The organism is Bradyrhizobium sp. 164 (assembly GCF_023073715.1).
Lineage (GTDB): Bacteria > Pseudomonadota > Alphaproteobacteria > Rhizobiales > Xanthobacteraceae > Bradyrhizobium.
Genome location: NZ_JADPKA010000094.1, coordinates 19,819 through 42,558, shown reverse-complemented (window position 1 = coordinate 42,558; position 22,740 = coordinate 19,819). Strand labels below are relative to the sequence as shown.

The following is a 22,740-nucleotide window of genomic DNA, read 5'->3' as shown; positions in this document are numbered from 1 at the left end:
CTCCAGGTTGCCCGGTAGAGCGAAGCCTACCACAACGGCAGCACTGAGGCATCCATTCCGGCACGGGAGACACCCCTTTTCCCGCATAACACGAGGACGTGACTGGCCCGGCGCAACCCCGTAATTTCCGCGACGCCATTCCGAGGAAAACGAAGGAAACGCCATGGACAAGAAGATGCACGACAAGGGCCTGGAAGTCCGCAAAGCAGTGCTGGGCGAGGCCTATGTCAACAACGCCCTGACGAACGTCGACGATTTCAACCGTCCGTTCCAGGAGATGCTCAACGAATATTGCTGGGGCGCGGTGTGGGGCCGCGAGGAACTGCCGCGCAAGACCCGCAGCATGCTCAACATCGCGATGATCGCGATCCTCAACCGCCAGCACGAGCTCCGCGCGCATCTGAAGGGCGCACTGACCAACGGCGTCACCCGGGAGGAGATCCGCGAGATCCTGATGCAGGTCGCGATCTATGGCGGCATGCCGGCCGCCGTCGACAGCTTCCGCATCGCGCGCGAGGTGTTTGCGGAGATCGATGGGAAGGCGTGAGGGCGAGCCACCGCCGCCGTCATCCCGGACAAGCGTCAGCGCAAATCTCGATCGGCGCGCGCTTGAGCCGCGCTTGTCCGGGACGACTCCGAGGGTGGAGTGCGCATCTTTCACGACAACGAATAACAAACCCAAGGAAACAGCATGGACATCGGATTCATCGGGCTCGGAAACATGGGTTTCCCGATGGCGCGACGGCTGATTGAGGCCGGACACCAGCTCGTCGTGTTCGACACGCGCAAGGAGGTCGTCGACAGGCTGATGGCACGCGGCGCGACGGCTGCGACATCACCCAAGGATGTCGCCGACCAGGTCGAGACGGTGATGGCGAGCCTGCCATCGCTGCAGGCCTCGCTCGAGGTCGCGACGGGCGCAAACGGCGTGATCGAGGGCAGGCGCGCGAAACGCTTCGTCGATCTGTCGACGGTCGGCTCGCAAATGGCTTCGAAGATTCACGGCCTGCTCGCCAAACGCAACATCGTGCAGGTCGACTGCCCCGTGTCCGGCGGGGTCGGCGGCGCCGAGAAAGGCACGCTGGCGGTGATGGTCTCCGGCCCGAAAGCCGAGTTCGAGCTGCTCAAGCCGGCGCTCGACGTGATCGGAAAGGTGTTCTTCATCGGCGAGAAGCCGGGCGCAGCGCAGACCATGAAGCTCGCCAACAATTTCCTGTCGGCCACGGCCATCGTGGCAACGTCGGAAGCCGTCGTGATGGGTGTCAAGGCCGGGCTCGATCCCGCCGTGATGATCGACGTCATCAATGCGGGCTCGGGCATGAACACGGCGAGCCGCGACAAGTTTCCGCGTTCGGTTCTGCCGCGCACCTTCGACTTCGGTTTCGCCACGGGATTGATGGTGAAGGACGTGCGGCTGGCGCTGGAGGAGATGAAGCAGCTCGGGCTGTCGATGGAAGTCGCTGATGCCGTAGGACGGTTGTGGGAGACGGTGATCAGCGCGGAAGGCGCCGAGTCCGACTTCACCGCGGCAATCAAGCCGATCGAGAGGAAGGCGGGGGTTGTGGTTGGAGCGAAGGGCGAGTTGACGGGGAAGTAGCGAAGTGCAGATGCAGCACCCGCCACTCGAGGGAGAGGTCTGGCGAAGATTCGTCGTTAGCAGCTTCGCGCGACACGCCCTCGGGGATTATGGATCCTGGCTGTCGCACGACGACACTGAATTTGTGGCGGCCCGCCGTCGTGCTGTCACAGCCAAGGCGCCGGCGTATCCATCGCGATCAGCTGTTCGACCTCGATGCGCGGGCGCACCACGGCGTATTGCTCGCCCTTCACCAGCACCTCCGGCACCAGCGGCCGCGTGTTGTAGGTGCCCGCCTGCACCGCGCCATAGGCGCCGGCGGTCATGATGGCGAGCAGATCGCCCGCCTTTGGCGTCGGCAGCGTGCGGTCGAGGGCGAGATAGTCGCCGGTCTCGCAGACCGGGCCGACGACGTCGGCCGTGATGGTGGCCGCGTCCTTGGCGGGCTGCGTCACCGGCAGGATGTCGTGATGCGCCTCGTACAGCGTCGGGCGGATCAAATCGTTCATGGCAGCGTCGATGATGACGAAATTCTTGCCGTCGCCATGCTTCACGTAGATGACCTTCGTGACCAGGATGCCGGCATTGCCGACGATCATGCGCCCCGGCTCGAACATCAGCGTGCAGCCGAGATTGTGGCTGACGCGCTTGACCATGGCGGCGTACGCGTCGGGTGCCGGCGGCGCCTCGCGATCCATGTAATAGGGAATGCCGAGGCCGCCGCCGAAATCGACATGCGAGATGTAGTGGCCGTCGGCGCGCAGCGTCTGCACGAACTCGGAGAGGATCCGGAACGCGGTCTCCATCTTGGAGAGGTCGGTGATCTGGCTGCCGATATGCACGTCGGTGCCAGTCACCTCGATGCCCGGGAGTCTTGCGGCGCGGGCATAGACCTCGCGGGCATGAGCGATCGGAATGCCGAACTTGTTCTCGGACCTACCGGTGGAGATTTTTGCATGCGTGCCGGCATCGACGTCGGGGTTGACGCGCACGGAGATGCGCGCGGTCTTGCCCATCTCGGTCGCAAGTCGCGACAAGAGCTCGAGCTCGGGCTCGGATTCGACGTTGAGACAGAGGATGTCGGCGGCAAGCGCAGCGCGCAATTCGGTTTCCGTCTTCCCAACGCCCGAGAACAGGATCTTAGCTGGGGGGATGCCCGCGGCCAGCGCACGCTTCAACTCGCCGCCCGAGACGACGTCGGCGCCGGCGCCTAACTTGGCCAGCGTGCGCAGCACCGACTGGTTGGAGTTCGCCTTCATGGCGTAGCAGACCAGCACCTTCTCGCCGGCGAAGGCCTCCGTGAAGACGCGGTAGTGCCGCTCCAGCGTCGCGGTCGAATAGCAATAGAAGGGCGTGCCGACGGTTGCGGCCAGCTCGGACAGGTTCACCGCCTCGGCGTGCAGCACGCCGTTGCGATAGTCGAAATGGTTCATGGCGCAGGCTCGGTTGTCCCGGCTTATTTCCGGCCGGGAGGTTCGTCCAGGAGCGGGTCGAGAATAAACGATTTCTTCCTGCCCTTGGCCGCCGCGGGCGCGGCGTCCACACCGTAGGTGGGATTGAACACGCTCGGCGTCCCCTGGGCTTCGGTCTCGGTGTCGGTCGGCGCCGCACCGTTGGCCGTGGGCGCATTGGAGGCGGTCGGCGGCAGATCCAGCGGACCCTTGCGTCCGCAGCCGGCGAGCGCCAGCGCCGTCAGACTAAGGACAATGATGGCCCACCCCGAGCCGGCCGGGCGAAACTTTGACGTCACGACGAAATCCCCACTACGCGGCGCGCACCATACAGAGATTGGTGCGCTCTGGCGAGAGCCCGCATGACCATGAAAAACAAGCCAAATTTTGCCATTAGCCCGCTTTTCGCTGCTTTTCCAGCCGCTTCGCCCAAGCCTTGGCCTGCGACGCCACGTTCTTCGGCGCGGTGCCGCCAAAGCTGGTCCGGCTCTTCACCGACGATTCGACCGAGAGCACGCCGAGCACGTCTTTGGTGATCTTGGGCTCGATCGCCTGCATCTCCTTCAGCGGCAGCTCGTGCAGCGCGACGCCGCCTTCGGCGGCCTTGGCCACGATCCGGCCGGTGACGTGGTGGGCCTCGCGGAACGGCATCTTCAGCGTCCGCACCAACCAGTCGGCGAGATCGGTCGCGGTGGCGTAACCCTCGCCCGCGGCCGCCTTCATCCTCGCTTCGTCGGGCGCGAGGTCGCGGACCATGCCGGTCATCGCGCGGATCGCCAGCGACAACGCGGCAAAACCTTCCATCGCGCCCTGCTTGTCCTCCTGCATGTCCTTTTGATAGGCGAGCGGCAGGCCCTTCATCACGATCAGAAGACCGTTGAGCGCGCCGATCACGCGGCCGGTCTTGGCGCGCACGAGCTCGGCGGCATCCGGGTTGCGCTTCTGCGGCATGATCGAGGAGCCGGTCGTGAATTTATCGCTGAGGCGGATGAGGCCAACCAGCGGCGAGGTCCAGATCACGATCTCTTCGGCAAAGCGCGACATGTGCACGGCGCAGATCGAGGCTGCCGACAGCGTCTCCAGCACGAAGTCGCGATCGGACACCGCATCGAGCGAGTTCGCCATCGGCCGGTCGAAGAGGAGCGCCTTCGCGGTGGCGTGGCGGTCGATCGGGAACGAGGTGCCGGCCAGGGCGGCCGCGCCCAGAGGCGATTCATTGAGCCGCTTGCGCGCGTCCTGAAAGCGGCCGCGGTCGCGCGCGGCCATCTCGACATAGGCAAGCAGGTGGTGGCCGAAAGTGACGGGCTGCGCAGTCTGCAGATGCGTGAAGCCGGGCATCACGGTCGCGGCGTGCTCCAGCGCGCGCTCCACCAGCGCCTGCTGGAACGCGGCCAGCGCAGCATCGGTCTCGTCGATGACGTCGCGGACGAACAGGCGAAAATCGGTCGCGACCTGGTCGTTGCGCGAGCGCGCCGTGTGCAGCCTTCCGGCGGCGGGGCCGATCAGCTCGGACAGCCGGCTCTCGACATTCATGTGAATGTCCTCGAGCGCGCGCTTGAACGCGAAGCCGCCCTTGCCGATCTCTGACAAAATCGTGTCTAGACCCTTGCCGATATTTTTCGCATCAGAGGCGGTGATGATGCCCTGGCTGGCGAGCATCGCGGCGTGGGCCTTGGACGCGGCAATGTCCTGGGCGAACAGGTGACGATCGACGTCGATAGAAACGTTGATCTCCTCCATGATCTCATCGGGACGTTCCGAGAACCGGCCGCCCCACATCTTGTTGCTCATGATCCCCTGCTCACGCCTTGCCTGTCGCTAGTCACGTTTGCTGGCCGCGGCCAGCCGTATTAAGAGGCCCCTGATAGCCACATCTGCGACCGGATGACAAACGATATGCTCGACAAGACGCCCTCCGCCACGCGCCGAATCCCCCTCGTCATCGCCATTGTGGCGATCGGGGGTCTGGCGGGCTTCGCCGCGCTGTACGGGCTGGGCCTGAGCCGGGCGCCGTCAGGCGATCCGGTCTGCCGGTCCGCGGTGGCGACCGCGCAGAAGATCGCCCCGCTCGCCCATGGCGAGGTGGCGGCGCTGACCATGGCGAGCGTCCCCTTCAAGCTGCCAGACCTCGTCTTCGAGGACGCCGACGGCAAGCCGAAGAAGCTGTCTGATTTCCGCGGCAAGACGCTGCTGGTGAACCTGTGGGCCACCTGGTGCGTGCCCTGCCGCAAGGAGATGCCGGCGCTGGATGAGCTCCAGGGCAAGCTGTCGGGCCCGAATTTCGAGGTGGTGGCGATCAACATCGACACCCGCGATCCCGAGAAGCCCAAGACCTTCCTGAGAGAGGCCAATCTGACCCGGCTCGGCTATTTCAGCGATCAGAAAGCCAAGGTTTTTCAGGATCTTAAAGCTGTAGGCCGGGCCTTGGGGATGCCGACATCGGTGCTGGTCGACCCGCAAGGCTGCGAGATCGCGACGATTGCGGGGCCGGCGGAGTGGGCGAGCGAGGACGCGCTCAAGCTGATCCGGGCGGCGACGGGCAAAGCTGCCGCGTCGCTTTAGAGAATTTAGGCCGTGACGTTGAGATTGCCGCCGACGCCGGGGCCTACATTGGCGAGCGAAGGCTGGCCGGCGCCCATCAGCGTCAGGACGGTGGATTTCTCCATGTCCATGTTCTGCTTGGTCAGCGTCGCCGCGATATTCGATTGCAGCGCGCCTTGCTGAGCGGCCAGCATGGTGCTGACCATTGCCATCATGTCCATTACGCGAACCCTCGTACGGCCCTAACCTAGGCGTGAGGGGTTAATGAGAGGTGAGCGAGTTTCCGTGTCCTGGCTCGGCAGCGCTCCGCGCTGCGCCCGGGGCACGAGAGTACCTTACCGCGTCGGCACCGGCTTGGCGCCGCGATAGTCGTAGAAGCCGCGCTGGGTCTTGCGGCCGAGCCAGCCGGCTTCGACGTATTTCACCAGCAGCGGGCACGGGCGGTACTTGGAGTCGGCCAGCCCCTCATGCAGCACCTGCATGATGGAGAGGCAGGTGTCGAGGCCGATGAAATCGGCGAGCTCTAGCGGGCCCATGGGATGATGGGCCCCTAACTTCATCGCGGCATCGATCGCCTCGACATTGCCGACGCCTTCGTACAGCGTGTAGATCGCCTCGTTGATCATCGGCAGCAGGATGCGGTTGACAATAAAGGCCGGGAAATCCTCGGAGACTGCGACCTGCTTGCCGAGCCTGGCGACGAATTCCTTGGATGCCTCGAAGGTCGCATCATCGGTGGCGATGCCGCGGATCAGCTCGACCAGCTCCATCAGCGGCACCGGATTCATGAAGTGAATGCCGATGAAGCGCTCCGGCCGGTCGGTGGCGGCGGCGAGCCGCGTGATCGAGATCGACGACGTGTCGGAGGCGACGATCGCCTCCGGCTTCAACACCGCGCACAGTTCGTGGAAGATCTTGCGCTTGACCTCTTCCTTCTCGACCGCGGTCTCGATCACGAGGTCGCAGTCGGCGAGGTCGTCCAGCTTCTCGGCAAGCTTGATGCGCGCGAGCGCCTTGGCCTTGTCGTCTTCGGTGACGGCCTTTTTGGAGACCTGTCGCGCCAGATTGCCGTTGATGGTGGCCATGCCCGACTTGAGGCGGTCGGCCGAGACGTCATTGAGCACCACGTCGAAGCCGGCCAGCGCCGCAACATGCGCAATGCCGTTGCCCATCTGACCCGCGCCGATCACGCCGACCTTCTTGATCACTGCCGCCATCATGTCATCCACCGGAACGGCGCGCGACGAGCGCGCCCTGCCTATCCCCTCGAGCCGGGAGATCCGATTTAATCAGAACCCTGGCTCGAAACCTAGATTGGATCGCCTCGAAGGCGTGCCCCACGCCAAAGAAAACGCCTCAGAAAAGCAACACCGGCCGGAGTTTATAGCTCCGGCCGGTGTTTTTAGCCCGTTTTACTTGCCGAGCTTGCCGAGTTCGGCCGTCAGCTCCGGAACCGCTTGGTAGAGGTCCGCCACCAGGCCGTAATCGGCGACCTGGAAGATCGGCGCGTCCTCGTCCTTGTTGATCGCGACGATCACCTTGGAGTCCTTCATGCCGGCCAGATGCTGGATCGCGCCGGAAATGCCCACCGCGACATAGAGCTCGGGAGCCACGACCTTGCCGGTTTGGCCGACCTGCCAGTCGTTCGGCGCATAGCCCGCGTCGACCGCCGCGCGCGAGGCACCGACGCCGGCGCCCAGCTTGTCGGCGAGCGGCTCGATGTACTTTGCGAAATTCTCGCGGCTCTGCATGGCGCGGCCACCAGACACGATGATCTTGGCCGAGGTCAGTTCCGGACGGTCGCTCTTGGCGACTTCCTCGCCGACGAACGTCGACAGGCCCGGATCGGCGGCCGCCGCGACGTTCTCGACGGGCGCACTGCCGCCCTCGCCTGCTGCGGCAAAGGTAGAGGTGCGCACCGTGATGACCTTCTTGGCGTCCTTCGACTTCACCGTCTGGATGGCGTTGCCGGCATAGATCGGGCGCTCGAAGGTATCGGGGGCGACCACCTTGATGATCTCCGAGACCTGCATGACGTCGAGCAGGGCTGCTACACGCGGCATCACGTTCTTGAAGCGCGAGGTCGCGGGCGCGACGATCGCGTCATAGCTGGACGCCAGCGACACGACCAGCGCGGCCAGCGGCTCGGCGAGATCGTGCGCGTAGAGCTCGCCATCGGCGAGCAGCACCTTCTTGACGCCGGCAAGCTTGGCGGCGGCATCCGCCGCGGCCTTGGCGTTCAGGCCGGCCACCAGCACCTCGACCTCCGCGCCGAGCGCGGCAGCCGCAGTGAGCGCCTTGTTGGTCGCATCCTTCAACGACGCATTGTCGTGTTCGGCAATCAGAAGCGTCGTCATCAGAGCACCCCGGCTTCGTTCTTGAGTTTCGACACCAGCTCGGCGACGTCCTTGACCTTGACGCCTGCCTTGCGGCCCGCCGGCTCCGTCGTCTTGAGAATCTCGAGGCGCGCAGCGACGTCGACGCCGTAATCGGCGACGGTCTTTTCCGCGATCGGCTTCTTCTTGGCCTTCATGATGTTGGGCAGCGAGGCATAGCGCGGCTCGTTGAGACGCAGATCGGTGGTGACGATCGCCGGTCCCTTCAGCTTCACGGTCTGGAGGCCGCCATCGACTTCGCGCGTGACCTTGAACTCAGAACCTTCGACCTCGAGCTTGGAGGCGAAGGTCGCCTGCGACCAGCCGAGCAGCGCGGCCAGCATCTGGCCGGTCTGATTGGAGTCGTCGTCGATTGCCTGCTTGCCGAGGATGATCAGGCCCGGCTGCTCTTCTTCGGCAACCCTCTTCAGAATCTTGGCCACCGCGAGCGGCTCGACGTTGCCATCGACCTTCACCAGGATGCCGCGGTCGGCGCCCATGGCGAGGCCGGTGCGGATCGTCTCCGACGCCTGTGCGGGTCCGATCGAGACCACCACGATCTCGGTCGCTTTGCCGCCTTCCTTCAGGCGCAGCGCTTCCTCGACCGCGATTTCATCGAACGGGTTCATGGACATTTTGACGTTGGCGAGTTCAACGCCCGATCCATCGCCCTTGACGCGGACCTTGACGTTGTAATCGACCACCCGCTTTACCGGCACTAAGACCTTCATCGATCCTCTTTCACTCAATTTGGGAAGGGGTTATCAACTGGCGCGGAACCTAAAGGCCTGATCAGGCCCGGTCAACGCGCGAAGGGCCAAATTTTAGACCTTAGAAACGCTCCGCCCAAATGGGTCAGCGGTTCTGGCCGGGAACCCAGAGTACGTCGCCGGCACCGTCCCCATTAGCGGCTCGGCTGGCCACGAACAGGAAGTCCGACAATCGGTTCATATATTGGATGCCAGCCGCGCTCACCGGTTCGCTGGGCCGGGCCGCCAGCTCTACCATCACTCGTTCCGCCCTGCGGCATATTGTGCGGGCAACATGGAGATGAGCCGCGGCCGGCGTGCCGCCCGGCAGCACGAAGGAAGTCAGCGGCGCGAGCTTGTCATTGAGTGCGTCGATGTCGCGCTCGAGCCGCTCGACCTGGCTCGCCACCACCCGCAGCCGCTCCGCTTTGCCTTCACGCTCGGGCACCGCAAGGTCGGCGCCGAGATCGAACAAATCGTTCTGGATGCGGCCGAGCATCGCGTCGAGCTCGGGCATATCCGAGGTGTGGAGCCGCACCACGCCGATCGCGGCATTGGTCTCGTCCACGGTGCCATAGGCCTCGATGCGCAGATCGTATTTCGGACGACGCTCGCCCGAGCCGAGCGCTGTCGTGCCGTCGTCACCGGTTTTCGTATAGATGCGATTCAACGTGACCATTTAGCGCCCCATGGCCCAGACTGCGAGCATGGCAATGATGATCGCCACAAACTGAAGCAGCACGCGCCAGCGCATCAGCTTCTGCGAGGTGTTGGGCGAGCCGCCGCGCATCATGTTGACGAGACCGAGCAGCAGCACGAGAGCCACGGCGCCGACCGCGATCGGCAGGATGAAAGTACTCAAGATAGATGCCATCCGAGGGTAGATAACACCGTGCGCGCCGGTCCGCCATGGCATCGCCGATCTGGCTTTTAACCCAATAATATCAGAAGCTAGCTGGATGATCTTGGATTCGATGCAGCCGCCCTTCGCCGCTCCCCGCTTGCGGGGAAAGGTCGAATTCGATCGCAGATCGAATCCGGGTGAGGCGGGCTCTCCGCGAATCCAACTCTCACCGTCCCCGCGAAGGCTCCCCCTCACCCGCCGCGCTCTGGCCCGCAGTTGCGCTGCCGAGGGCGTCGACCTTTCCCCGCAGGCGGGGCGAGGCGAACGACGCCGCGCGCGTAGGCGAAGGTCGACAGCCAATACGGGTGGCACGTGAAAGCGATCCGCTACATCTACGTCGTCGTGATGGACGCCTTCTACACGTTCCTCGCCGACGACGGCTGGGCGATCGCGAGTCACATCGCATTGTCGACGCTGATGGCGCTGTTCCCGTTCCTGATCGTGCTGACCTCGCTCGCCGGCTTCTTCGGCTCCAAGGAACTCGCCGACCAGGCCGCCAGCCTGATGCTCCAGGTCTGGCCAAAGCAGGTCGCCGACTCGATTTCCGGCGAGGTCCACGACGTGCTGACCACGACCCGCACCGGTATTCTGACGATCGGCGCAGCGCTGTCGGTCTATTTCGCCTCCAACGGCGTCGAGGCGCTCCGCGTCGCGCTCAACCGCGCCTATGCGGTGGTGGAGATGCGGCGCTGGTACTGGCTGCGGCTGGAATCGATTGCCTACACGTTGATTGCCGCCTTCACTGCACTCGCCATGGCGTTCCTGATCGTGCTCGGTCCGCTGATCATCGAAGCGGCACGGCGCCACATTCCCTTGTTCGTCGAGTCAAACGAAAGCATTCTCACCTGGCTGCGCTACGGCATCTCCATCAGCGCGCTGGTGGTGGCGCTGCTCATCCTGCACGCCTGGCTGCCGGCGGGACGCCGCAGTTTTCTCCAGATCCTGCCCGGCATCGTCTTCACCATCGTGGCGTCGCTGATCTCGAGCATCGTGTTCGGCCAATATCTCGCGCGCTTCGCCAACAACTATGTGACGATGTATGCTGGGCTGGCCTCGGTGATCATCGCGCTTGTGTTTCTGTATTTCATCGCCGCGATTTTCGTGTACGGCGGCGAGCTCAACGCGGCGATCATCAAGTCGCGACTGCCTCACGGCGTCTCGCTTCAAGCAGCGCAGTCGCTAAGGCCCGCGGGGACACAGGCTTGACTAGGAAGGCGTCGGCACCGGCCTCGCGCGACGCCGCTTCGTCTTCGCCGCGACCTGACACCCCGATAATCGGAATCTGCGCCAGCGGCGGCGCCATGCTGCGTATCCGCCGGATGGCCTCGACGCCGTCGATTCCGGGCAGCACCATGTCCATCAACACCGCATCGAAGGAGCCCTGCGCGAGCCGGTCCACCGCGTCCTCGCCGCGGCCGATGAACTCGGCATGATGGCCGAGCTCGGTCAAAATGGTGTTGAGCACCACGCGGCCGAACGGATTGTCCTCGACGCTGAGCACGCGGAGGGCGGCCATCGCCTCGGGCTCACTACCGTCCTTCGCCTTGCGCGATTTACCCGATACCATCGCATCCAGCGACACCGTCAGTGTGAACGTGGCGCCGCCGCCGCGCCGCGCAGCGACCGTGATGTCGCCGCCCATCGCGCGCGCCAATTGCTTCACCGAGGATAGCCCCAGGCCGGCGCCACCGAAGCGCGAGGCAATGGTGACATTGGCCTGGGTGAACGGGCGGAACAGCCGCTTGATCTCGGCCATGGTAAGGCCGATGCCGCTGTCAGACACGGCGAAGGCGATGCCGACCCTACCTTTACCCTTTGCTTTACCCTTTGCTTTACCCTTTGCTTTACCCTTTGCTTTGCCCTTGCGCTCGTCCTTGACGGGGCGCCAGGGCGCCACCGCAAGCGCCACGCCGCCCTGGTCGGTGAATTTCACGGCATTGTCGATCAGGTTCTCGAGCGCAGCGCGCAGGCGGACCGGATCGCCGACCACCAGCCCCGGCAACTTCTCGGAGATAACGACCTGGGCCCGAAGACCCTTGGCCGCGGCGCGGCCGGCCAGCGAATCGCCGGCGCTGCGGGCAAGCGTCCGCAGGTCGAACAGGTCTTGCCGGAGCGCGTGTCCACCCTTCCCGGCCCGCTTTCCTGTCCGGACCGCGTCCACAAACAGCGTGGCAAGGCTCGCCAGATGTTCGGCGCCGGCCTTGATGGTGTCGGCCCAGCGCCGCTCCCGCTCGCCAAGATCGGAGGTCGCGAGCAGGTCGCTGATTGCCAGTATTCCGGTCAGGGGGGTGCGGACCTCATGGGCAAAGGCGGCGAGCGCGGCCTGGACCACGTCCGGCGCGACCGCCTTGGTGCTGCGCTTGCGCAACCGGCCGCCCGCCCTGGACCGCTTCCGAGGCGGTCGCTTGGACGTCCGCGTGGTGCGCACTGGGCGCGTTTTCGCCGCCATGATCCCCTTCGAACCCCGGGCTATCGGGGGAAGCATGGCACGGCAGAACGCCCGGAGTCACGGCGGCGTTTGGCTAACCCCCAGAGAAACTTAACCTAATCCCACCGATCGGCGGATACTAGCCGGCGTGGCGCCCGCGGCGCGCAAGTCCCGCAGGCCGGTCGAGCGGCTCGATTTCGACAGCTTCCGCCCCTCGCCGTCGCGGATCAGAGCATGGTGGCGATAAGCGGGTTCCGGCAGGCCAAGCAGAACCTGCAGCAGGCGGTGCACCGATGTGGCATGAAACAGGTCCTGACCCCGCACGATCTCGCTGACGCCCTGGAGGGCGTCGTCGACCACGACGGACAGATGGTAGCTGGTTGGCGTCTCCTTGCGGGCGAGAATGACGTCGCCCCAGGCTTCCGGTCGCGCCGGGACGATGCCGCGCTCGCCATCCGGTCCCGCGCCGAGTTCGTTCCAGGTCAGGCCGGCGACGCGCCGAGAGGCGGCCACCATATCGAGCCGCAGCGCATAAGGCGCGCCGGACGTCATCAGTTGCTCGCGCTCGCCGGCCGACAGCAATTTGGCGTCGCCGGGATATAGCGGCGCGCCGTCGGGATCGTGCGGCCACGGCCCATCCACCTCGCGCGCGGCGACGAGCCTTGCGATCTCGGCGCGGCTTTCAAAGGCGGGATAGACGAGACCGAGCGCAGAGAGCTTTTGCAGCGCGGCGCGATAGTCGGCAAGATGCTCCGACTGCCGCCGTGCCGGTGTCTCCCAGGAGATCCCGAGCCAGGCGAGATCGTGGTAGATCGCCGACTCATAGTCCGGACGGCAGCGCGTCGCGTCGATGTCCTCGATCCGCAGCAACAGCCGCCCGCCGGTCTCGCGTGCGCGCTCGAAGTTCAGCAGCGCGGAATAGGCGTGGCCGAGATGCAGGAAGCCGTTCGGGCTCGGGGCAAATCGGAAAACGGGTGGCATGAGTTCTCGGTGTATTCGTCACTGCCGGGCTTGACCCGGCAATGCATCTTCCAGGACTCTTGTGAGGAGATCGATGCGCCGGTCCCGCCTACGCCGAAGGCTTCGGCGGGCTTTACGGCATTGGGCCGGCGTAGCTGTAGCAGAAACGGCGAGCCCGCGCATGACGAGTTGAGCAAAGCAATGGCCATCCACCTCGAATCCCAGTCCGATCTCGAAGAGGCCGTCCATGCGCTCATCAAGCGCGATCCGCGCCTCAAGCCCGTGCTGGAAATTGCCGGCATGCCGGCCTTGCGGCGGCGCGAGCCAGGTTTTGCGGGCCTTGCCCATATCGTGTGCGGGCAGCAGCTGTCGACGGCGAGCGCGGCGGCGATCTGGGGACGGCTGGCCGCCGCCTTCGATCCGTTCGACCATGAGGCGGTCCGGCGCGCCCGCACCGACCGGCTGGGGCGGCTCGGCCTGTCCGCCGCCAAGATCAAGACGCTGAAACACCTCGCGCGCGAGATCGGCGCGCAGCGGCTGAACCTCGAGGTGCTCGCCGAAGAGGATGCCGACGCCGCGCATCACACGCTGATCTCGCTGCCCGGCATCGGGCCCTGGACTGCCGACGTCTACCTGCTGTTTTGCCTCGGCCATGGCGACGCCTGGCCGGCCGGCGACCTCGCTGTGCAGGAGGGGATCAAGATTGGGCTCGGCCTGAAGATGCGGCCGACGGAGAAGCAGATGGCGCCGCTCGCCGAACCCTGGCGTCCGCTGCGCGGCGCCGCGGCGCATCTGTGGTGGAGCTACTATCGCGCGGTGAAGAAGCGCGAAGGCGTGCTCTCGGCCTGACGGGCGTATTCCGCCCGAGCAGGGCCACATGCTTTCGCTGCTCGGGTAAACCGCTTTCGACGAAAGCTCATCCAGTATAGCGTCGAGCTCTATATCAGAGCATGATCTGTTCGGAAAACCGCTACACACCTTTCCGGATCATGCTCGCGAGCAAACGCCGCGAAGACGGCCACGAGGTCGCGCATGCTGGACAGGACGAAGGATATTTCCGTCTCCGCACAGGCTTGGCTCGATGAATTCGAGCGCACATTGGGCCGGCCCGAGCCCGCTGCGCTGGACCGCCTCTTTCTCACCGACAGCTTTTGGCGCGATGTGCTGGCACTGAGCTGGAATCTGCAGACGCTCGCAGGCCGCGATGCTATCGCACGGGAGTTGACCATCGTCGCACCGAAGGCGGCACCGACCGGTTTCAAGATCGCGCCAAACCGAGCGCCGCCGCGCTGGGTCACGCGCGCCGGCACCAACACCATCGAAGCGATCTTCGATTTCGAGACGGCGATCGGACGCGGCAGCGGCATCGTGCGGCTCGTTCCCGATACTGCCAATGGCGACCGCCTGCAGGCGTGGACGCTGCTCACCGCCCTCGACGAGCTCAAGGGGTTCGAGGAGCAGCTCGGCACGTCACGGCCCCGCGGCCAGGCCTATTCGCGCGACTTCCGCGGGCCGAACTGGCTCGACCATCGCAACGCCTCGCGTCACTACGCCGATCGCGACCCGGCCGTGCTGGTGGTCGGCGGCGGCCAGGCCGGGCTCGCCATCGCGGCGCGGTTGAAGCAGTTGAATGTCGACACGTTGATCGTCGATCGCGAGATGAGGATCGGCGACAACTGGCGCAAGCGCTACCATGCGCTGACCCTGCACAACCAGGTGCAGGTCAATCACCTGCCCTACATGCCGTTCCCGCCGACCTGGCCGGTCTATATTCCAAAGGACAAGCTCGCCAATTGGTTCGAAGCTTACGTCGAGGCGATGGAGCTGAATTTCTGGACCGGCACCGAACTCGAGGGCGGCGTCTATGACGAGGCGAAGGGGCGCTGGTTGGTGACGCTGCGCCGCGCCGACGGCAGCAAGCGGACCATGCATCCGCGCCATGTGGTGATGTCGACCGGAGTCAGCGGCATCGCCAACATGCCCGACATTCCGGGCCTTGCCGATTTCAAGGGCACGCTGCTGCATTCCAGCCGCTATGAGGACGGCGAGAGCTGGACGGGCAAGCGCGCCATCGTGATCGGCACCGGCAATAGCGGCCACGACATCGCGCAGGACCTTCACTCCAGCGGCGCGAAGGTGACGCTGGTGCAGCGCTCGCCGACGCTTGTCACCAATATCGAGCCGTCGGCGCAACTGGCTTACGCGACCTACAATGAGGGCACGCTCGAGGACAACGATCTGATCGCGGCCTCGATGCCGACACCGCTCGCGCGGAAGACCCATGTGATGCTGACGGAGCAGTCGAAGGAGCTCGATAAGGAGCTGCTGGACGGCCTGCGGCGCGTCGGCTTCAAGCTCGACTTCGGCGAGGCCGGCACCGGCTGGCAATTCAAATACCTCACCCGCGGCGGCGGCTATTATTTCAACGTCGGCTGCTCCAACCTGATTATCGAGGGCGCGATCAAGCTGAAGCAGTTTACCGACATCGAGAGCTTGGTCGCCGAGGGAGCACGGATGAAGGACGGCTCGATCATTCCGGCCGATCTCATCGTCCTCTCCACCGGCTACAAGCCACAGGAATATCTCGTGCGCAAATTGTTTGGGGACGCCATCGCCGACCGCGTCGGGCCGGTCTGGGGTTTTGGCGATGGCTTCGAGCTGCGCAACATGTACACACGCACGAAGCAGCCGGGTCTCTGGTTCATCGCAGGCAGCCTCGCGCAGTGCCGGATCAACTCGAAATATCTCGCGCTCCAGATCAAGGCGATCGAGGAGGGGATATTGCGGGCGTGAGGTGGTGCCACATGATCCAGCCGTCATTCCGGGGCGCAACGAAGTCGCGAGCCCAAAATCCATTGCGTCGCATATTGGCGGATGGATGGATTCCGGGCTCGCGATAACGCGCGCCCCCGAATGACAGGAGGAGGAACCCATGCCAGCCATTCTCGGCAGCGGCGAGCACCGCTACCGCGTGGTCGAAAACTTCGCCAAGCTGCCGGACAGCTGGCAACTCACCGACGTCGCCTCGGTCGCGGTCGACAGCAAGGACCAGATCTACGTTTTCAACCGCGGCGCTCATCCGATGGTGGTGCTCGACCGCGAAGGCAATTTCCTGCGCAGCTGGGGCGAAGGCCTGTTCTCGCGCGCGCATGGCCTGCATATCGACGCGGAGGACAATCTCTACTGCACCGATGACGGCGACCACACCGTGCGCAAATGCACCACTGAGGGCAAGGTACTGCTGACGATCGGCATTCCCGAGAAGCCAGCGCCGTTCATGAGCGGCGATCCCTTCCACCGCTGCACCCACACCGCGCTGTCGCCGAAGGGCGAGATCTACGTCTCCGACGGCTATGGCAATGCGCGCGTGCACAAGTTCACCCCCGACGGCAAGCTGATGAGGAGCTGGGGCGAGCCGGGGACCGATCCCGGTCAGTTCAACATCGTGCACAATATTGCCACTGACGCCCACGGCTGGGTTTACGTCGCCGACCGCGAGAACCACCGCGTGCAGGTGTTCGATGGAGACGGCAAATACGAGACGCAGTGGAACAACTTGCACCGCCCCTGCGCGCTGTGCTGCTGCGGTGGGGCTAAGAGCCCGACCTTCGTGGTCGGCGAGCTCGGCCCCGGCCTGGCCGTCAACCGCAAGGTGCCCAATCTCGGGCCGCGGCTATCGATCGAGACGCGCAGGGCAGGCGCATCGCGCGGCTTGGCGGCGAGGAAGGGCCCGGCGTGGCCAGCGGAAAGTTTTTGGCGCCGCACGGCATCGCCCTGGATTCGAAGGGCGCCATCTATGTCGGTGAAGTCGGTGTTACCGACTGGAAGACGAGCTTTCCGGACGAGGAGATGCCGCCCGCGGTGCGCGCCACGCGATGTTTGCAGAAGCTCGAGCGGGTGCGGGAGTAGCGAAGATAGAGCTGCAACGCACCGTGAAGGCGGTTCCGGGCCGGCTGCATGGTCCCCGGGGATCGCGGCTTTTTGAGCGCTTTTGCCACCTCGCCGCCGCATTGCTTGCGACTGAATAAGTCGCTCAACGGGCTTCACAATCCCGTCACGCTGCATGTAGTATGTCAGTACTTGCTGCTTCGCAGCGTACATTGGAGGCCGGGAGCGTTACTTGAACGCACATGTCTCGCAAGGCAGTTGGCCGGTGTTGGTGCTGAACGCGGACTTCCGGCCGCTGAGTTACTACCCACTGTCTTTGTGGTCGTGGCAGGACGCGATCAAGGCGGTGTTCCTCGACCGCGTCAACATCGTCGCGCATTACGACCAGGCGGTTCGAAGTCCGACGTTAGAGATGCAATTGCCGAGCGTGGTTTCGCTCAAATCCTTCGTCAAGCCGACCACCCATCCCGCCTTCACCCGTTTCAACGTCTTCCTGCGCGATCGTTTCGCCTGCCAATATTGCGGCTCGCCTGAAGACCTCACCTTCGATCACATCATCCCGCGCAGCAAAGGCGGCCAGACCACCTGGGAGAACGTGGTCGCGGCGTGCTCGCCCTGTAATCTGCGCAAGGGCAATCTCACCCCGGCGCAAGCAAAAATGTTTCCGCGCCAGAGTGCGTTCGCGCCGACCGTACACCAACTCCACCGCAACGGCCGCCTGTTTCCGCCGAACTATCTGCACGACAGCTGGCTGGACTATCTATATTGGGATACGGAGCTGGATCCGTAGAGGCGGGAGCGTGTTGACGATGGCTCTTCGGCTTTCCCCGCGGCGTTCAACTGGCGGTCCTTCTGGTTGCTTTTGGACTTGCGTGGCCCGTCACCGTCCATGAATTGGACTGTGGACTGGGATGGTCGAAGCCGATCGGCACCTTGATGTCGGAGAGCGGGGTGCAGTCGATGAATAGGCCAGGCGGTCCTCTCATCAGGACATCGCTGTCTGTGCGCCTGCTCCATGTCGATCTGATTGGCTGAAATCCAGTCGATCTCGAATGCGACACTTAATGGCGTTTCCGCACCGACCGGATGGACGCCGAGAAGGAATTTCTCGGGGCGATTTTGAAAGCACCGGAGAGGCACCCGCTGGAATCAGCCAAGATGTCCTATGCGACGGCCTTTGCGGGGCAACCGAGCGGGATCTCGGATCCACCGGCATCGGCTTCGGCCGCACCAATGCGACCTTTTGCTTGAATTCTGCGACAGTCCTTACTCTCCCTTAAACCTCTGGTGGCAATTTGGCCGGGGATCGGCGGAACCGCGTACCCGGCCGCGATCTATCAGGGTTCGAGGTCGTCGCCGATGTTTGCCGAGACGCTGGAAGCGGTTCAATCCTCACCGTCGAAGCGGACGATCTATGTCCGCTTCGTGCTTGCGACGCTCGCTGTGATGGTCCTGTTCAAGACGTTCAGGTTCGGCCGCTGGAGCGCCTGGCAAGTCCGCGAACTGTCAGATTTCGACGCCTTCTACATCGTCGCACAGCAGATCTGCTACGGTCAGCTCGATCTGGTCTACCGGTTCGAGACGCTGGTCAAGCTTCAGCAGGCATTTGCCGGTTCAACCAGCTTCATGCCCTGGACTTATCCGCCGCAGTTCGATCTTCTGGTGGCGCCATTCGCGCTGCTGCCGGCCGGCATCGCCTATCTGCTGTTCATCACGGCCACGCTGGTTGCCTACCTCCTGACGCTTCGGGCCATCGCCGGGCAGAATTTCGCGCTCGTCTTGGTCGTGCTGTTTCCTGCGCTGGCGATCACGGTCGGCTGCGGCCAGAACGGCTTCCTGACCGGCACCCTAATCGGCATCGTCTGCCTCAACGTCGAGCGGCGTCAGATCATCGCTGGTCTTGCTCTGGGGGCAATGGTGATCAAGCCGCACCTGGCCATCGCCGCCGGAGTCTACATGCTGGCGACGCGCCGCTGGGGGGCGCTCGCGACCGCCGCTGCAGTCGTGCTCGCAAGCTCGCTCGTCTGCACGCTCGTGTTCGGATGGCAGATCTGGACCGCATGGCTCGGCGCAATCCGGGAATCGGCTATCTTCCTGGAGCGCGGCTTCTATCCGCTGTTCCGCATGGTCTCGACCTACGCTGCGCTTGGCCGGGCCGGCCTTCCCTCAAGCGTTGCCTTCTGGATGCAGGCGGCTGCGGCGAGCCTCGCCCTGTTTGCGGTCGTGCTTGCGGTCTGGCTTGGAACGGCGCGCAGGGCCTCACCCAATTTCGCGTTCGGTGTCGCTGCCATGGTGTCGGTGATGATCAGCCCCTACGCCTATGATTACGACCTGCCGATCATCGGAATCGGCCTTGCGTTGATGCTTCCTGATCTTGCACAAGTGGCGAACGCCCGGGAGCGCAGTTTCCTCTACGGATTGATCCTGCTTGCCGGCGCCTATGGAATGCTGCAATCGGCCAGACTCGCAGCGCAGTTCGGCAATGAAGCGGATCTGACTGGGATGGACGACAAATTTGTACCTTCCATCGGCGGCTTCGCGATGATGGTGCTGCTGGCCCTGCTGCTGCGCCTGCTCTGGCGAGCCACTCAACCTGCGCCCATCGTGCAGCAGGCTGCAGATAGCCTGCGTCCACCGCATCGCCAGCCTGACGCCGCCGAGTGTGAGCGCTACGTCCTGTCGCGCCGCGCGGAATCCGTGGGCAGCGCTTAGCAGGAGGAGACTGCCCCCTCCACCACCGGGCGTATGCCGGCCATCGCAAGACGGAACCTGAAGCATTGGCGCTCGTTCAGATCAGAGCGCAAGCGATGCATGCCGCAGCGCAACCGAGGGAGGCTCATCATGCCCACAGCCGAACATGATCACGTCTATAAGATCCTGGAACTGGTCGGATCATCCGAGACCTCCATCGAGGATGCGATCCAGAACGCGATCGGGCGCGCCGCCAAGACCGTTCGCGAGATGAAATGGTTCGAGGTTGTGCAGACGCGCGGCCACATCGAGAACGGCACTGTCCGTCACTATCAGGTCACGCTGCGCGTCGGCTTCACGCTGGAGGGATGACGCAGCGGACGCAGGATGAGGCTGTCACGCTGCGGCGAGGTGGTTAACAACCGCCGAGCAGAGTCGGTCAAGATCTCGTCGACCCGTCCGGTTGACTACGGACGCACAAAATCATCGCAGAAGTTGCAACAGGCCGTTAAGGCTAAAGTGAGAGGTTTGCACCGATTTGGAGCAAGCCTGATGGTCACGAGCCGCGAACTCGGCAAGACGCGCCTTCCGCTTTGGGCGGCGGGCTTCGTCGCGCTGACTTGCGTGGCGATCCTCGGCTTGAGCGCCTGGCGTGAATGGGAAGCGCGCAATGCCGATCTCAGGGCAGCCGAAGTCGACGTCACCAATCTGGCGCATTCGCTGATCCAGCACGCGGACGATACATTCGAACTGGTCGACACGATCCTGGTCGGGTTGGTCCATCGGCTCGAAATCGACGGGACGGGTCCGGACACGATTGCGAAACTCCAGGCTTATCTGCCGACACGCAAATCATCGGACCGCATCCGCGGCATCTTCGTCTACGACGCGACCGGCCGCTGGCTTGCCACGACTGAACGCCTCGACTTCTCCAACCTTAACAACAGCGATCGCGGTTATTTCCGCCACCATCGCGACTCGCCTGCAACCGGCACGCTGATCGGACCGCCCGTCAAGAGCAGAGCCGGCGGCCAATGGATCATCACCGCATCCCGCCGGATCAACGATTCCGACGGCGGCTTCGCCGGCGTTGCCCTGCTCACGATCGACGTCAGCTATTTCGTCAAGTTCTACGAGCGGTTCGACATCGGTCCGAACGGCTCGGCATCGCTGCTCAACAATAGCGGCATCATGCTGGCGCGCAGTCGCGACGAGAGCGGCGCCTTCGTTGGACGCGACCTGTCCAATGCGCCCCTGTTCAGAAGCTGGAAAAGCCGCCCCGCCGCCTCGGTCTACTATTTCAAATCGCCGCTCGATGGCGTGGAGCGGCTGAGCTACTACCAGCGCAGCAGCCGCTATCCGCTGATGGTGCTGGCGAGCAAGTCGCAAGACGACGTGCTGGCGCCCTGGCGACGCGCGGCGGCCGCGCGCATGACCTTCGTCCTCGGCCTCGTTCTGCTGATCGCGGTGATCGGCTTCTACTTGGTCCGTCAGTTGGTGCAGCGGCAGCTCATGGCCCAGGCCTTGGTTGCCAAGGAAGCGAATTTCCGCCTGCTGGCCGAGCAATCCAGCGACATGGTGACCCGGATCGGGCTCGATAACCGGCTGCTCTACGTCTCTCCCTCATGCGCGCGCATCACCGGCTGGTCCGCCGAGGAACTGCTGGACACGTCGGCTTTGGCCGGCATTCACACGGACGACATGCAACGGGTCGAGCAGGCGATCATTGCGCTGAAGAATGGCGAAGCCGAGGAAGCGCGGTTCGTCTATCGCCAGCGTCATCGCGACAAGGGCGAGATCTGGGCCGAGGCGGCGCTGCACGTGACCCTTGCCTCGGACAGCGGTGCCATCGACGGCGTCGTCGCGGTGGTGCGCGACATGACCGAGCAGAAGGACCTTCAGGACAAACTCGCCTCGCTCGCAACGACCGACGGCCTTACCGGCCTCGCCAACCGACGCACATTCGACGAACGTCTCGCCGATGAGTGGGCGCGCGCCCGGCGCGACGGCACGCAGCTCTCGCTGCTGCTGGTCGATGTCGATCATTTCAAGAAGTTCAACGATCATTACGGACATCAGGCGGGCGACGCCTGCCTGCGCGCGCTCGGCAGGATCCTGTCCGCCCAGGCCAAGCGCCCGGCCGACCTCGCCGCGCGCTACGGCGGCGAGGAATTCGCCGTGCTGTTGCCGAACACCGGCCCGGATGGCTGCACCGAGATCGGCGAAGGGATTCGCCAGGCGCTGCACGGTCTCGGCATGCTGCATGCACAGAATCCACCTTCCCGGCTGGTGACTGCGAGCGTTGGCGGCGCGACGGCTCTTCCGTCCCAGACCGCGATGGACTGCAGCACGCTGGTCGCGGCCGCCGACCGCGCGCTCTACGCGGCCAAGGACAGCGGCCGTGACCGGCTGGTGATGTCGGGACAGGTCGTTCCGTGGCCGGCCAAGAGCGCGTGACGACCTCTCCTCTGGATTTGTCCGTCGGGTCCGGACGGGATATGATTTGCACCGCGGCCGGATGTTCGGCCGATCCGAGAGTGCTGCGGTGACTGGCGAGATTAAGCTCGTCCTTTTCGATATGGACAACGTCCTCTGTGACTACGAGAGGGAAAAGCGCGTCGCCTTTCTTGCGGAGCTGGCCGGGATCACGAGTGAAGCCGTCTACAAGGCGATCTGGGCATCCGGATTCGAATTTCTCGGCGACACTGGCGCGCTCGATGCCTCAGACTATCTGCGCGGGTTCGGCGAGCGCATCGGTTATTCCCTATCGCTCGACGAATGGGTCGAGGCGCGGCGCCGTTCAATGCAGGCCAAACGCGCGATGCTGGAGATTGCCGACAGCTTGCGCAAGACCGTCGACATTGCCGTCCTTACCAACAACACCACGCTGGTCGCTGACCATATCGACACCCTGCTGCCGGACTTGCGCCCGCTGTTCGGCTCTCAAATCTACACCTCGGCCCAGTTCAAGACGGCGAAGCCGGACCCGCGCTGCTACCGCCGCTGCCTGTCCGAGCTCAACGTGAGGCCGGAGATGGCCCTGTTCGTCGACGATGTCGCGGCCAATGTTGCCGGCGCGCGCGAGGCGGGTCTCTCCGCGCATCACCATACGTCGGTGCAGGCTTTCAAGCAGGCCCTTTCGGAGCACGGCCTGCTTCACGAATGACTCGCGCTCCG

Annotated in this window: 22 protein-coding genes and 1 pseudogene; 12 read left to right on the top strand and 11 right to left on the bottom strand. The window is 64.3% G+C overall.

Annotation, left to right across the window (positions count from 1 at the left end; translation table 11 throughout):
- Positions 1 to 163: 163 nt before the first annotated feature.
- Positions 164 to 547, top strand: coding sequence for a carboxymuconolactone decarboxylase family protein (locus IVB01_RS28280; RefSeq protein WP_247279696.1), 384 nt, complete (start codon positions 164 to 166; stop codon positions 545 to 547).
- Between the two features lie 144 nt (positions 548 to 691).
- Entirely contained in the window at positions 692 to 1,597 is a 906-nt protein-coding gene (locus tag IVB01_RS28275) for an NAD(P)-dependent oxidoreductase (protein ID WP_247279697.1), read from the top strand.
- A 146-nt stretch (positions 1,598 to 1,743) separates the two neighbouring features.
- Here IVB01_RS28275 and lysA read toward each other — a convergent pair whose 3' ends face one another.
- The 3 genes from lysA to argH all read right to left on the bottom strand — a co-directional run bounded on the left by lysA (position 1,744) and on the right by argH (position 4,818).
- Complete coding sequence (gene lysA, locus IVB01_RS28270) at positions 1,744 to 3,009, bottom strand: diaminopimelate decarboxylase (RefSeq protein WP_247495072.1); 1,266 nt, start codon at positions 3,007 to 3,009, stop codon at positions 1,744 to 1,746.
- A gap of 23 nt (positions 3,010 to 3,032) precedes the next feature.
- The gene (locus tag IVB01_RS28265) at positions 3,033 to 3,326 is read right to left on the bottom strand and encodes a lipoprotein (protein WP_247279699.1); all 294 of its coding nucleotides are present in this window, start codon (positions 3,324 to 3,326) and stop codon (positions 3,033 to 3,035) included.
- A gap of 94 nt (positions 3,327 to 3,420) precedes the next feature.
- Positions 3,421 to 4,818 (bottom strand): argininosuccinate lyase, encoded by a 1,398-nt coding sequence (gene argH / locus IVB01_RS28260; protein ID WP_247279700.1) that lies wholly within the window; start codon positions 4,816 to 4,818, stop codon positions 3,421 to 3,423.
- Positions 4,819 to 4,923: 105 nt separating this feature from the next.
- Here argH and IVB01_RS28255 point away from each other — a divergent pair, with 105 nt between their 5' ends.
- Positions 4,924 to 5,589, top strand: coding sequence for a TlpA disulfide reductase family protein (locus IVB01_RS28255; protein ID WP_247279701.1), 666 nt, complete (start codon positions 4,924 to 4,926; stop codon positions 5,587 to 5,589).
- Positions 5,590 to 5,594: 5 nt separating this feature from the next.
- Here the strand turns inward: IVB01_RS28255 and IVB01_RS28250 are convergent, their stop codons facing one another.
- The 6 genes from IVB01_RS28250 to IVB01_RS28225 form a co-directional block, all read right to left on the bottom strand.
- Positions 5,595 to 5,789 (bottom strand): hypothetical protein, encoded by a 195-nt coding sequence (locus IVB01_RS28250; protein WP_028182113.1) that lies wholly within the window; start codon positions 5,787 to 5,789, stop codon positions 5,595 to 5,597.
- 114 nt (positions 5,790 to 5,903) lie between these two features.
- Positions 5,904 to 6,785 (bottom strand): 3-hydroxybutyryl-CoA dehydrogenase, encoded by an 882-nt coding sequence (locus IVB01_RS28245; protein ID WP_247279737.1) that lies wholly within the window; start codon positions 6,783 to 6,785, stop codon positions 5,904 to 5,906.
- 195 nt (positions 6,786 to 6,980) lie between these two features.
- A complete protein-coding gene (locus tag IVB01_RS28240) occupies positions 6,981 to 7,925 on the bottom strand; it encodes an FAD-binding protein (RefSeq protein WP_247279702.1) in 945 nt (314 codons plus the stop codon).
- Entirely contained in the window at positions 7,925 to 8,674 is a 750-nt protein-coding gene (locus IVB01_RS28235; RefSeq protein WP_247279703.1) for an electron transfer flavoprotein subunit beta/FixA family protein, read from the bottom strand. Before IVB01_RS28235 ends, IVB01_RS28240 begins: the two co-directional genes overlap by 1 nt.
- A 124-nt stretch (positions 8,675 to 8,798) precedes the next feature.
- Entirely contained in the window at positions 8,799 to 9,371 is a 573-nt protein-coding gene (locus IVB01_RS28230) for a cob(I)yrinic acid a,c-diamide adenosyltransferase (protein WP_247279704.1), read from the bottom strand.
- Complete coding sequence (locus IVB01_RS28225; RefSeq protein WP_247279705.1) at positions 9,372 to 9,566, bottom strand: twin transmembrane helix small protein; 195 nt, start codon at positions 9,564 to 9,566, stop codon at positions 9,372 to 9,374. It abuts the gene before it with no gap.
- 342 nt (positions 9,567 to 9,908) lie between these two features.
- Here IVB01_RS28225 and IVB01_RS28220 point away from each other — a divergent pair, with 342 nt between their 5' ends.
- A complete protein-coding gene (locus tag IVB01_RS28220) occupies positions 9,909 to 10,802 on the top strand; it encodes a YihY/virulence factor BrkB family protein (RefSeq protein WP_247279706.1) in 894 nt (297 codons plus the stop codon).
- Here the strand turns inward: IVB01_RS28220 and IVB01_RS28215 are convergent.
- Together IVB01_RS28215 and gluQRS are read right to left on the bottom strand one after the other, a co-directional pair.
- Entirely contained in the window at positions 10,729 to 12,045 is a 1,317-nt protein-coding gene (locus tag IVB01_RS28215; RefSeq protein WP_247279707.1) for an ATP-binding protein, read from the bottom strand. The genes IVB01_RS28220 and IVB01_RS28215 overlap by 74 nt on opposite strands.
- Before the next feature lie 90 nt (positions 12,046 to 12,135).
- Positions 12,136 to 13,005: a tRNA glutamyl-Q(34) synthetase GluQRS gene (gene gluQRS, locus IVB01_RS28210; RefSeq protein WP_247279708.1), complete on the bottom strand. Its 870-nt coding sequence runs from the start codon at positions 13,003 to 13,005 to the stop codon at positions 12,136 to 12,138.
- 180 nt (positions 13,006 to 13,185) lie between these two features.
- Here gluQRS and IVB01_RS28205 point away from each other — a divergent pair, with 180 nt between their 5' ends.
- From IVB01_RS28205 to IVB01_RS28170, 8 genes and pseudogenes are all read left to right on the top strand, one after another.
- On the top strand, positions 13,186 to 13,833 hold the full coding sequence (locus IVB01_RS28205; protein ID WP_247279709.1) for a DNA-3-methyladenine glycosylase 2 family protein: 648 nt from the start codon (positions 13,186 to 13,188) through the stop codon (positions 13,831 to 13,833).
- Positions 13,834 to 14,016: 183 nt separating this feature from the next.
- The gene (locus IVB01_RS28200; RefSeq protein ID WP_247279710.1) at positions 14,017 to 15,777 is read left to right on the top strand and encodes an NAD(P)/FAD-dependent oxidoreductase; all 1,761 of its coding nucleotides are present in this window, start codon (positions 14,017 to 14,019) and stop codon (positions 15,775 to 15,777) included.
- 139 nt (positions 15,778 to 15,916) lie between these two features.
- Positions 15,917 to 16,893, top strand: a pseudogene (locus IVB01_RS28195) (peptidyl-alpha-hydroxyglycine alpha-amidating lyase family protein).
- Positions 16,894 to 17,104: 211 nt separating this feature from the next.
- The gene (locus tag IVB01_RS28190; RefSeq protein WP_008543309.1) at positions 17,105 to 17,662 is read left to right on the top strand and encodes an HNH endonuclease; all 558 of its coding nucleotides are present in this window, start codon (positions 17,105 to 17,107) and stop codon (positions 17,660 to 17,662) included.
- A gap of 569 nt (positions 17,663 to 18,231) precedes the next feature.
- Positions 18,232 to 19,584 (top strand): glycosyltransferase family 87 protein, encoded by a 1,353-nt coding sequence (locus IVB01_RS28185; RefSeq protein ID WP_247279711.1) that lies wholly within the window; start codon positions 18,232 to 18,234, stop codon positions 19,582 to 19,584.
- 129 nt (positions 19,585 to 19,713) lie between these two features.
- Positions 19,714 to 19,935 carry a dodecin gene (locus tag IVB01_RS28180; protein ID WP_247279712.1) on the top strand — a complete coding sequence of 74 codons (222 nt, stop codon included), beginning with the start codon at positions 19,714 to 19,716 and terminating at the stop codon, positions 19,933 to 19,935.
- 180 nt (positions 19,936 to 20,115) lie between these two features.
- Entirely contained in the window at positions 20,116 to 22,020 is a 1,905-nt protein-coding gene (locus IVB01_RS28175; protein WP_247279713.1) for a sensor domain-containing diguanylate cyclase, read from the top strand.
- Between the two features lie 61 nt (positions 22,021 to 22,081).
- A complete protein-coding gene (locus tag IVB01_RS28170; RefSeq protein ID WP_247279714.1) occupies positions 22,082 to 22,729 on the top strand; it encodes an HAD family phosphatase in 648 nt (215 codons plus the stop codon).
- The last annotated feature ends 11 nt before the right edge of the window (positions 22,730 to 22,740 follow it).